Source organism: Nostoc sp. CENA543, assembly GCF_002896875.1.
Classification (GTDB): Bacteria; Cyanobacteriota; Cyanobacteriia; order Cyanobacteriales; family Nostocaceae; genus Trichormus.
Map to the genome: position 1 here is coordinate 6,067,152 of NZ_CP023278.1, position 10,349 is coordinate 6,077,500.

The window sequence follows — 10,349 nt, forward strand, 5'->3', positions numbered from 1 at the left end:
ATCAGCTGACATTGTTAATGTATCGACTAAATTATCTTGTGTATACACAGTAGCAAAGAAGGGAAGTTAATCACCAACAATGTAAGAGAGGTAGGTATGACTGTTGTAACCGCGCATGATGAACATCATGAGGCGCATCCTGATTTACGGGTTTGGGGATTGTTAACGTTCCTGATTTCCGAATCTTTGATGTTTGGTGGCTTCTTCGCTACTTATCTATTTTTTCGGGGAACTACCGATGTTTGGCCGCCAGAGGGAACAGAGGTAGAGTTATTTGTCCCAACCATTAACACTATTATTCTGGTATCTAGTAGCTTCGTCATCCACTTCGGGGATATGGCGATTAAGAGGAATAGTGTTTGGGGAATGCGGTTTTGGTATTTCGTCACCGCTATTATGGGGGCAGTATTTTTAGCGGGTCAGGTGTATGAGTACCAAAATTTGGGCTATGGTCTGACCACCAACGTCTTTGCTAACTGCTTCTATATCATGACCGGATTTCACGGTTTGCACGTATTTATCGGGCTGTTATTGATTTTAGGAGTATTATGGCGATCGCGCCGTCCCGGTCATTATTCTGCTACTAAACATACTGGCATCGAAATGGCAGAAATTTACTGGCACTTCGTAGACATCATTTGGATTGTTCTCTTCACATTGATTTACATTCTCACACTGTTTTAAAGGTGTAGGGGTGTGGGGGTATAAGGGTGTAGGGGTGTGTAAGGAAATTTGATTGCAATACCCCATGCCCAATGCCCCATTCCCTATTCCCAAAAATAAAATTATGCAAACTAACATCAACAAATTTTCCTGGTTTCAAGTTCCTGAACAGGTCAAAGAGTTATTAATTTTAGCTGCACAAAATTGGGAAAATACTTCCGAATCTGAAAAATACATCCAAAAAGCCTTATCTCTAACTGGGGAAAATACCGATGTCTTGGTAGCAGCTTATAGATTTTTCTTTTATAAAAATAATTATTTCTTGGCATTGCAAATAACTCGCCAATTATTAGATAAAATTAAAAAATCAGAGCAGTTTCCTGATGAGTGGGAACAACTTAAACCTATCCTGGTAAATCGAAGGGAAGAACCACCAATCAGGTTATACTTAAATGCTTATGCCGCTACAGGATTGGTATTAGCAAAATTAGGGGAAATCGAGCGTGCCAAGGAAATCAGTTTGCGTGTCCAGGAAATTGACACAAAACATGATTTCGGAGCAGGAATCCTCCTGGATGTGTTGACGCGTCCAGCCGAAGAAGATGATTAATTAGTTAGTAGTTAACAGTCAAAAGTTATCAGCCATGAATAATTTTTCATTCTTTAGCGCATCTTCCTACACACCTCTGGCGACATCTTCTAATAATGACCTGTTTCCCTCAAAGGTGATTGCACCCACATTTCCCCGTGAGGAACTGCCTAACATAACTACACCAGTGTTTGTTTTTCCCCAAATATCTCAACTGAGAGTTTAAATATTATGCAAGGTAGGGATTGGCTCTTAACAGGAGACGGTCAATATCAAGCGTGTCAATCTGCAAGAAGCTGGGATTTATTACAAGAGAATTATCGTCTATATCGGTTTTTAACTGAAATAGAAGACGTTCTCAATGGGGTAGAAAATGAATCTCTTTGTCTACCTAAAATCCGAATGCTAGTACGCCGCTTGATTGTGAATTCTTATTGGGTGCGGAGTCAGTATTTAGAGCCTTCTCCTACAACCAAAACCTCAGTTCTGTTGTTATATGATGAGTTAGGTTTTCCTTTAACAGTGCAAACAGTAACATTTGCACCAGGAAGCATATCCAATATTCACAATCATGGAACATGGGGAGTAGTAGCAGTATTAAAAGGACAAGAAAAAAATACTGTTTGGCGACGTACTCAACACCCAGAATTCCCAGACAAAATTGAGCCGACGGGAGAAATTTTGCTATCTCCAGGAGATATTGTCAGCTTTACTCCTGATGCAATTCATAGTGTAGAAGCAGTAGGTGATGAACCAACTGTGACTTTTAATATTTATGGCGAAACTGATCCCAAACAACGCTTTGAGTTTGATGTAGTTACCCATAGCGCGAAAAAGTTTTGAGTGCTGGTGAGTGGTGAGTAGTGAGTAGTGAGTGTTGAGTAATATTAGCGTGGCGTTTAGCAGGTGATGAGTGGAGAAAAAACTCTACCTTCTCTACCTTCCAGTCCCCAGTCCCCAGTCCCCAACCCTCAATCCCCAACTAAGAGGAGAAAATACAATGGCTAGAGTAATTTTTTATAGCAAACCTGGTTGTAAAGGTGGTACTCGTCAAAAAGTCTTGCTAACTGCGGCAGGACATGAAGTCATAGCTTATGATTTACTGAGTGAACCTTGGACAGTGGAACGTCTGCGGTCATTTTTTGGCGATCGCCCTGTCAGTCAATGGTTTAATCCTTCTTCACCTAAAATCAAATCCGGTGAAATTGTTCCTGAAAAATTAGACGAACAAACTGCTTTATTTTTAATGTTACGCGATCCTCTGTTGATTCGTCGTCCTTTAATTCAAGTAGGCGATCGCCGGGAAGTTGGTTTTGATGTGGAAACACTCGATGCGTGGATTGGCTTAAAACCCGTAGACGAATCTTTTCGCGCAATGGCTGAAAATCTCATGAGTCAAGATTTACAAGGCTGCGCTCACGGTGGTCACGGTCACAGTGATGCACATCACCACGATCATCAAGGTAATTGCAACCATCACTCTCAGCAAGAACATCACCACCAAAGCTCTCATCATTAAATATTTATTAACAACCAATGTAGAGATGTAGCAATGCTACGTCTCTACATTGGTTGTGGATAAATCACAAAATAAATAATTCCCAGTCCCCAATCCCCAGTCCCTAATCAATAGTCACGTTCTGAAACATCGGTGTACTCAAATAGCGTTCACCAAAAGAAGGCTGAATCATCACGATCAGCTTTCCTTGATTTTCTGGACGTTTACCGACTTGAATAGCTGCACACAAAGCCGCACCAGAGGAAATACCGGAAAGTAAGCCTTCTTCTTTGGCTAAACGCCGTCCATAACTTATGGCTTGGTCATCGCTGACTCTAATCACCTCATCTACCAGTTCTAAACGCAAAACATCGGGAACAAAGCCTGCGCCAATTCCTTGAATTTTATGCGAACCTGCTTCACCACCTGAAAGGACAGGACTGTTGCTAGGTTCAACTGCGATCGCCTGAAAACTGGGTTTGCGTTGTTTAATTACCTCTGCAATCCCTGTAATCGTTCCTCCAGTTCCCACCCCTGCAATTACCATATCTACTTCGCCGTCTGTATCTGTCCAAATTTCTTCGGCGGTAGTTTCTCTGTGAATTTTCGGGTTAGCTGGGTTGCGGAATTGTTGCAGCATATAAGCGTCAGGTGTATTGGCTGCAATCTCTTCAGCTTTGCGAATTGCACCCTTCATTCCTTCCGTACCAGGTGTTAACTCTAAAGTCGCACCATAAGCTTTGAGCATTGCCCGTCTTTCTTGACTCATAGTTTCTGGCATAGTCAAAATTAACTTATAACCACGAGCTGCTGCTACCATTGCCAAAGCAATTCCTGTGTTTCCCGAAGTTGGTTCTACTAAAATCGTTTTTCCTGGTGTAATTAAACCCTCTGCTTCTGCCGAAAGGATCATACTCACCCCAATTCGGTCTTTTACAGAAGCAGCAGGATTCATACTTTCTAATTTGACCACTATTCTGGCCACTACTCCTTCAGTTTGAGGAATTTTATTTAATTGCACTAGAGGAGTTCTACCAATAAGTTCAGTTACATCCTGCGCGATTCGCATGAAATTACTCCCAAAAAATTACATTTAGAGATATTTACAATACTCAGCTTATAACAATGAGCTTAGATGTATTGAATTTATTGATTAAGTCTATGTGTGAGTGTGAGGAATGTAATCTCACTAAAGCACAGTGCCAGTAAATAAAAAAGCTATTTAATGACATTTGTTTAATAATTATTTTTTTAATCTTTTTTAGTGACTTAAGTTACATTTTTGTTCTAAAATATAAGCTTAGCGATAATCATATTTTTTTTGAAATTTCAGCCTAAAAGTAAATAACTTTACTAAATAAAGTCTATAAAAAATAAAATTTTTTATTCATATTTTTAAGCTTGACAAAAAATAAAGATATCTTAACTTATTTGCTGGAAATTAATAGATTTTTATCCTAGATTGATGTATTATACTCACCAATTAAATAGATTTTTGCTTGAGTACAATTTTTTCAGTTAAACTACTCAAGCTAAATTACCTTGAAATATCCGCCCAAGTAGCTTTGCGTCTAATTATATAAATACCAGAACCCTATCTGCTTAATGCTAGTACCTCTTCCCAAAAATACTAGTACCTTTACCCAAAATTATTTTTGTAATCTTTGCTGTGTAATCATTTGAAAAATTGAGTACAAAATTAATAAACTTAATAATCTTGATCTGTTCCTCATAAACTATGGGTAGAAACTGCAACTGATATAAAACTTATAGGATTTACGCAGAGATTCCCCTCTACCCCCCGAAATTCAATGGGTAAAACCAGAGAACAAGGGGGGACTTCTTAATCACAATAAAGTGATAAGTTAACTGCGATCGACAAATAAATCCATTTCTAATAACGCTGAGGGTTCATATGTAATCTCAGGTATTAGCATTTTCCTCTTATGATATTTCTGTAGTTTTAGCATCTTTATTATCCAAATTATATATCGATTTTATGACTATTAACGACTGAGATTATTACGATATTTAATTTTCTAGTGCTAACTACCTAGCAAGGGGAGCTAAGATGAAACCTAAACTGTTCAATGTTCTCACAGTTTGTCTAGTTGCTTTAGCAGTAATATCTCCTGGGCTAGTAGTATTGAGTTTAGTTTGGGAAAAACACACAGAGTTCGTTAGAACACAAAAATTAAACCCTGAAATTAGTAAAATTATTCCAATCAATTCCCAACCAAGTAGTGATCATAAATCATCTTTATCTCAAATTGTTACCCCTCAACCTCCTCATCAAAATATGAATCAAGTGGTAACTATTACCGACACTTATAAACTTGCTATTATCATTCAATGGTTTATTGTCTTAATTCCTATTTTTGTCGGGTTGGGAATCATTATTCATGACCGATATATTCTGCACCGAGCATCGATTTTAAAAGAGCAGGTGGAAATGTTAGAAAGACTTTGGCAGCAAAGTATAGAACAATAAAACCTTTATCCAAAAACAACATTAATTTTTAACTGGGTATCGAGTTATTTCTAGACATAAATTCTTCACATCATTATTGAGGAAAAATTCCCATGAGCGAACTAACAGAATCACGCCAAACCTCCTACTTTAGCCTAATAGATGAATTATTACAATGTCCCAATGGCCAAGAACCAGAAATTCTAGAAGCTCATAAGGATTTAATCGATGCTAATTTTGTAGAAACAATCGTACAAGTAGCAACTGCATTTGCCCATCAGGGTAATCAGGACGGTTCAAAATTTTTATTTTTTCTAGCTCGTCAATTAGCAAAGAATTTAGGTTTATATCCTGATCTTCAACAATCTGAACCAATTAATTCTGAAGCGGCAAATCAGGAGTAATTATGCTACTTACTGCAACTGATGCTGGACACATAGCATTAGAATTTTTGTTGGCAGACTGGAACATTTTAGAAGAATACAGAGATTGGTTTATCATTTTGAATTCACGCTTAGTAGGAGAGACTTGGTACATTGTCGAATTAGCTGTACCTGGTTTTCCTGACCGATGGTACATTCAAGTATATGATACAGGTGAGTGTGACCCTAATTATACTTTCAAGTCACCCCTCAATGGTTCTGACGGATTTTTAGACTTGGGAAATGTACCTGAAATCATAGGCGAAGTATTAGTTTCAGAGCGAAAATCCCGATAAAAACTTTCAGTACATAGTAAGAAATTTTTCGTACTTCAAATCAAGAATAAATATTACTTCTGTCAAAGATAGTGAATCATTGAGATGTAAACAGTAAAATTACATCTCATTTTTTACATTTTGATTCTATTTTATTTCAAATAAATTAACTATTAATATCATAATTGGATGACAATTATGTGTTATATTAAATGGAGTGATGGACGCTACAAAATTATCAATAGCAATGATTGCGGAAGATATATTAGCTAAAGAATTCACAAGAGTTGTCACTCAATATTACCCAAAAATTGGGGAAATATTAGATGGGTGTTATGTGAAAGTCATCACCTGTTTTTGGGGACGACCTGCTAGACGCTTGCAATATATAGGCATTTATTGTTCTGATGATATACTCCCTCATGTGCAAGCACACAAAGAAATACTGCGAGAACTAGCAGAAAATATGGGGCTAGTACAAGTAGTTTGTATGAATGCTAAACGATTATTGCGAGATCCGTTGTCAAAGCTTAGAGACAGTGACCCACGCTTATGGTTGGAGTTGCAAATGGTAGCAAAATAGAGGCATTCGTTATAAACAGTACATTCTGTTTCAACTTCTCACTTGCTTATACAACCCTTCTCACGTCTCCAAATACAATTACCTAATAGCATCTGTCTCCAAAACCCCGGATCTGAATTGTCCATACAGCAGAAGATGTATGTACATGACACAAAGAAAAGCAGCGAAGATCGAGCCTCAAATAACTTAGTGGTGTGGAGAGTTTCATTTTGACACGCCTTCTTCTTTGCAGAAGAAAGCTACAATAAGCCGTTCAGGTTAGCAAGGCCATTCTTTATCAGCCAAAAATTCAGCCAGACAGTACCAGCCAATTCAGTAAAATCCAGGCACAACGGCACAATGGTTCTACAGTTAATAAAGTTAATGAGTGGAACCAAATTTAGGTAAAGACCACTTAAATTGAAAACTTCATCTTTTAGCGATGTAGTTAAATCTCAGAAGTAAAATCCTAAATTTCAAGACAAATTACATCTAGGTAAATTAGCGTTAGAACCTACCTTATTGACTAATTACAAGAATCATGAGAGTTGGCCGCGCTACAACCAAGAGGTTAGAAAATATGTCTAAAATTAACCAGCTTCCTCCCGATGATTTGCCACCCACTGGGGTGACAAAAGAGGATGGAATGCTGCATCTAGAACTTGAACAGTCTATTGGCAGATGCTTTTATCTGGCTTGCGATCGCATAACTCAAGCACTATTATCTAGCTGCCAGTGGTATCTCACCAAAAAAGACACAATGTTAATGCTAGTGATTGACTGTCCTGATATCGTCTCCTACTGGCACATAGTTAGCAACATTCCACAACTAGGTAATAGGCTAGAAAGATTTACTACTAATGCCAAGATTCGCGTTTACCCTCCTTTCGGTAAGGGTGGCCCATTGGAAATTAGTGTCAATGAAATTTCTGCCTATCGAGATTGGTTATAGACCGCTAAATAATCTTGTTGGCATCATTACACCCAGTTTTCTAGTACAAGACTGGGTTTTTTGGTCTTTAACTCTATAAACAAAACCAATTACCGCGATTTTATAAGGATAACAGAATCTGCTACTTCAGCTAAAGCTTTTATCTAGTGGTCGTTTTAGCTGTTTAACCAGTTTTGGTAAGCAGTCAAGGAAAAATTTTTCATCAAACCCCTTGACAGGGATAAAAAAGTTAGCTAACCTAGATAAAGTGATGAGTCGAGAGCGACCACACAACCGAACCGAGAAAAAAGAATACTTTGAAAGCGAAGCACAAACCAATCCTCGTCAAACAAATTGGTTTTGGGACTTCCCAAAGACTTTAAAAATTATAGCAAGGAAAACTGAAATTCTAACTTTCAGTGAAAAACTCCGGAAATAACAAAACGGAGAGTTTGATCCTGGCTCAGGATGAACGCTGGCGGTATGCTTAACACATGCAAGTCGAACGGAATCTTAGGATTCAGTGGCGGACGGGTGAGTAACGCGTGAGAATCTAGCTCTAGGTCGGGGACAACCACTGGAAACGGTGGCTAATACCGGATGTGCCGAAAGGTAAAAGGCTTGCTGCCTAGAGATGAGCTCGCGTCTGATTAGCTAGTTGGTGTGGTAAGAGCGCACCAAGGCGACGATCAGTAGCTGGTCTGAGAGGATGATCAGCCACACTGGGACTGAGACACGGCCCAGACTCCTACGGGAGGCAGCAGTGGGGAATTTTCCGCAATGGGCGAAAGCCTGACGGAGCAATACCGCGTGAGGGAGGAAGGCTCTTGGGTTGTAAACCTCTTTTCTCAAGGAATAATTCTGAAGGTACTTGAGGAATAAGCATCGGCTAACTCCGTGCCAGCAGCCGCGGTAATACGGAGGATGCAAGCGTTATCCGGAATGATTGGGCGTAAAGGGTCCGCAGGTGGCATTGAAAGTCTGCTGTTAAAGAGTGAGGCTTAACCTCATAAAAGCAGTGGAAACTACAAAGCTAGAGTGCGTTCGGGGTAGCAGGAATTCCTGGTGTAGCGGTGAAATGCGTAGAGATCAGGAAGAACACCGGTGGCGAAAGCGTGCTACTAGGCCGTAACTGACACTGAGGGACGAAAGCTAGGGGAGCGAATGGGATTAGATACCCCAGTAGTCCTAGCCGTAAACGATGGATACTAGGCGTGGCTTGTATCGACCCGAGCCGTGCCGGAGCTAACGCGTTAAGTATCCCGCCTGGGGAGTACGCACGCAAGTGTGAAACTCAAAGGAATTGACGGGGGCCCGCACAAGCGGTGGAGTATGTGGTTTAATTCGATGCAACGCGAAGAACCTTACCAAGACTTGACATGTCGCGAATTTCCCTGAAAGGGGGAAGTGCCTTAGGGAGCGCGAACACAGGTGGTGCATGGCTGTCGTCAGCTCGTGTCGTGAGATGTTGGGTTAAGTCCCGCAACGAGCGCAACCCTCGTCTTTAGTTGCCAGCATTAGGTTGGGAACTCTAGAGAGACTGCCGGTGACAAACCGGAGGAAGGTGGGGATGACGTCAAGTCAGCATGCCCCTTACGTCTTGGGCTACACACGTACTACAATGCTACGGACAAAGGGCAGCTACACAGCGATGTGATGCAAATCTCAGAAACCGTAGCTCAGTTCAGATCGAAGGCTGCAACTCGCCTTCGTGAAGGAGGAATCGCTAGTAATTGCAGGTCAGCATACTGCAGTGAATTCGTTCCCGGGCCTTGTACACACCGCCCGTCACACCATGGAAGCTGGTCACGCCCGAAGTCATTACCTCAACCTTTCGAGGAGGGGGATGCCTAAGGTAGGACTGGTGACTGGGGTGAAGTCGTAACAAGGTAGCCGTACCGGAAGGTGTGGCTGGATCACCTCCTTTTAGGGAGACCTACCCAAATCAGAAATCGAAAGCGAAGAGCCGAAAGCCAAAAGCTAGAAGCGAAGAGCGAATAGAGACTGAGATGGTCTACTCTAGGTCGGTCGAGATTGGTGAAAGCTTTCAAAGTATTACTATTCCGGTCTAGGTTTAAGTCTAGATTGAACAATTTTAAACAGAGAAAAAATCAGCAACTAACGGGAGTTAGACTGCTGAGGAAACTCAGCCAGAACCTTGAAAACTGCATAGAAACGCGAAAAGAGCAGGCAGACACAAGAATCTTCAGGATGAAAGTGTTTGCAGGATTTGAACCAATGTAAAAAGTGGTCAAGCGAATAAGAGCTGATGGTGGATACCTAGGCACACAGAGGCGAAGAAGGACGTGGTTACCGACGAAATACTCCGGGGAGTTGGAAGCAAACATTGAGCCGGAGGTGTCCGAATGGGGCAACCCTTGATACTACCTGTTGAATATATAGACAGGAAAGAGCCAACCCAGCGAACTGAAACATCTTAGTAGCTGGAGGAAAAGAAATCAAAAGAGATTCCCTAAGTAGTGGTGAGCGAAAGGGGAAGAGCCTAAACCAGTCGGTTTACTGACTGGGGTAGTGGGACAGCAAAATCGAATCTAGCGGTTAGACGAAGCATTGAAAAGATGCACCAGAGAAAGTGAAAGTCTTGTAGTCGAAAACTCAAGGATAGAAGCTGAATCCCGAGTAGCATGGGGCACGAGGAATCCCATGTGAATCAGCGAGGACCATCTCGTAAGGCTAAATACTACTGTGTGACCGATAGAGAACAAGTACCGCGAGGGAAAGGTGAAAAGAACCCCGAAAGGGGAGTGAAAAAGAACATGAAACCGTCAGCTTACAAGCAGTGGGAGTCCGATTAAACGGATGACCGCGTGCCTGTTGAAGAATGAGCCGGCGAGTTATAGGTACTGGTAGGTTAAAGCGTGATAGCTGGAGCCAAAGGGAAACCGAGTCTGAAGAGGGCGATAATCAGTAGTTATAGA

11 protein-coding genes and 2 rRNA genes (1 of these 13 only partly in view) are annotated in these 10,349 nt (G+C 40.9%); 12 read left to right on the forward strand and 1 reads right to left on the reverse strand.

Going from position 1 to position 10,349, the window contains the following annotated elements; genetic code table 11:
• The first annotated feature begins 96 nt into the window (after nt 1-96).
• From CLI64_RS25455 to CLI64_RS25470, 5 genes are all read left to right on the forward strand, one after another.
• Nucleotides 97-684, forward strand: coding sequence for a heme-copper oxidase subunit III (locus CLI64_RS25455; RefSeq protein ID WP_103139840.1), 588 nt, complete (start codon nt 97-99; stop codon nt 682-684).
• Nucleotides 685-787: 103 nt separating this feature from the next.
• A complete protein-coding gene (locus tag CLI64_RS25460) occupies nt 788-1,273 on the forward strand; it encodes a hypothetical protein (protein ID WP_103140873.1) in 486 nt (161 codons plus the stop codon).
• Nucleotides 1,274-1,307: 34 nt separating this feature from the next.
• The gene (locus CLI64_RS30975; RefSeq protein WP_157943321.1) at nt 1,308-1,478 is read left to right on the forward strand and encodes a hypothetical protein; all 171 of its coding nucleotides are present in this window, start codon (nt 1,308-1,310) and stop codon (nt 1,476-1,478) included.
• Nucleotides 1,479-1,483: 5 nt separating this feature from the next.
• Nucleotides 1,484-2,095, forward strand: a complete 612-nt coding sequence (locus CLI64_RS25465; RefSeq protein ID WP_103139841.1) for a cupin domain-containing protein — start codon at nt 1,484-1,486, stop codon at nt 2,093-2,095.
• A gap of 157 nt (nt 2,096-2,252) precedes the next feature.
• Nucleotides 2,253-2,771, forward strand: a complete 519-nt coding sequence (locus CLI64_RS25470) for an ArsC/Spx/MgsR family protein (RefSeq protein ID WP_103139842.1) — start codon at nt 2,253-2,255, stop codon at nt 2,769-2,771.
• Between the two features lie 103 nt (nt 2,772-2,874).
• Here the strand turns inward: CLI64_RS25470 and cysK are convergent, their stop codons facing one another.
• Nucleotides 2,875-3,819, reverse strand: coding sequence for a cysteine synthase A (gene cysK, locus CLI64_RS25475; RefSeq protein WP_103139843.1), 945 nt, complete (start codon nt 3,817-3,819; stop codon nt 2,875-2,877).
• 1,002 nt (nt 3,820-4,821) lie between these two features.
• Here cysK and CLI64_RS25480 point away from each other — a divergent pair.
• From CLI64_RS25480 to CLI64_RS25515, 7 genes are all read left to right on the forward strand, one after another.
• A complete protein-coding gene (locus CLI64_RS25480; protein ID WP_103139844.1) occupies nt 4,822-5,241 on the forward strand; it encodes a hypothetical protein in 420 nt (139 codons plus the stop codon).
• Between the two features lie 92 nt (nt 5,242-5,333).
• Nucleotides 5,334-5,624, forward strand: a complete 291-nt coding sequence (locus CLI64_RS25485) for a hypothetical protein (RefSeq protein ID WP_103139845.1) — start codon at nt 5,334-5,336, stop codon at nt 5,622-5,624.
• Nucleotides 5,625-5,626: 2 nt separating this feature from the next.
• Nucleotides 5,627-5,938 (forward strand): hypothetical protein, encoded by a 312-nt coding sequence (locus CLI64_RS25490; protein WP_103139846.1) that lies wholly within the window; start codon nt 5,627-5,629, stop codon nt 5,936-5,938.
• Between the two features lie 199 nt (nt 5,939-6,137).
• On the forward strand, nt 6,138-6,500 hold the full coding sequence (locus tag CLI64_RS25495; protein WP_192881597.1) for a hypothetical protein: 363 nt from the start codon (nt 6,138-6,140) through the stop codon (nt 6,498-6,500).
• Nucleotides 6,501-7,059: 559 nt separating this feature from the next.
• Nucleotides 7,060-7,431, forward strand: coding sequence for a hypothetical protein (locus CLI64_RS25500; protein ID WP_103140875.1), 372 nt, complete (start codon nt 7,060-7,062; stop codon nt 7,429-7,431).
• 419 nt (nt 7,432-7,850) lie between these two features.
• A 16S ribosomal RNA gene (locus tag CLI64_RS25510) occupies nt 7,851-9,337 on the forward strand.
• A gap of 322 nt (nt 9,338-9,659) precedes the next feature.
• Nucleotides 9,660-10,349 (forward strand): 23S ribosomal RNA (locus CLI64_RS25515); it runs 2,131 nt beyond the window's last position.
• Together the 16S and 23S rRNA genes form the textbook arrangement of a ribosomal RNA operon.

Bases quoted from the DNA above. Each gene is read 5' to 3' on its own strand.
- CLI64_RS25465 (WP_103139841.1), top strand. From the start codon at position 1,484: ATGCAAGGTAGGGATTGGCTCTTAACAGGAGACGGTCAATATCAAGCG.
- CLI64_RS25455 (WP_103139840.1), top strand. From the start codon at position 97: ATGACTGTTGTAACCGCGCATGATGAACATCATGAGGCGCATCCTGAT.
- CLI64_RS25470 (WP_103139842.1), top strand. From the start codon at position 2,253: ATGGCTAGAGTAATTTTTTATAGCAAACCTGGTTGTAAAGGTGGTACT.
- CLI64_RS25485 (WP_103139845.1), top strand. From the start codon at position 5,334: ATGAGCGAACTAACAGAATCACGCCAAACCTCCTACTTTAGCCTAATA.
- CLI64_RS25460 (WP_103140873.1), top strand. From the start codon at position 788: ATGCAAACTAACATCAACAAATTTTCCTGGTTTCAAGTTCCTGAACAG.
- CLI64_RS25480 (WP_103139844.1), top strand. From the start codon at position 4,822: ATGAAACCTAAACTGTTCAATGTTCTCACAGTTTGTCTAGTTGCTTTA.
- CLI64_RS25490 (WP_103139846.1), top strand. From the start codon at position 5,627: ATGCTACTTACTGCAACTGATGCTGGACACATAGCATTAGAATTTTTG.
- CLI64_RS25495 (WP_192881597.1), top strand. From the start codon at position 6,138: ATGGACGCTACAAAATTATCAATAGCAATGATTGCGGAAGATATATTA.
- CLI64_RS25500 (WP_103140875.1), top strand. From the start codon at position 7,060: ATGTCTAAAATTAACCAGCTTCCTCCCGATGATTTGCCACCCACTGGG.
- cysK (WP_103139843.1), bottom strand. From the start codon at position 3,819: ATGCGAATCGCGCAGGATGTAACTGAACTTATTGGTAGAACTCCTCTA.
- CLI64_RS30975 (WP_157943321.1), top strand. From the start codon at position 1,308: ATGAATAATTTTTCATTCTTTAGCGCATCTTCCTACACACCTCTGGCG.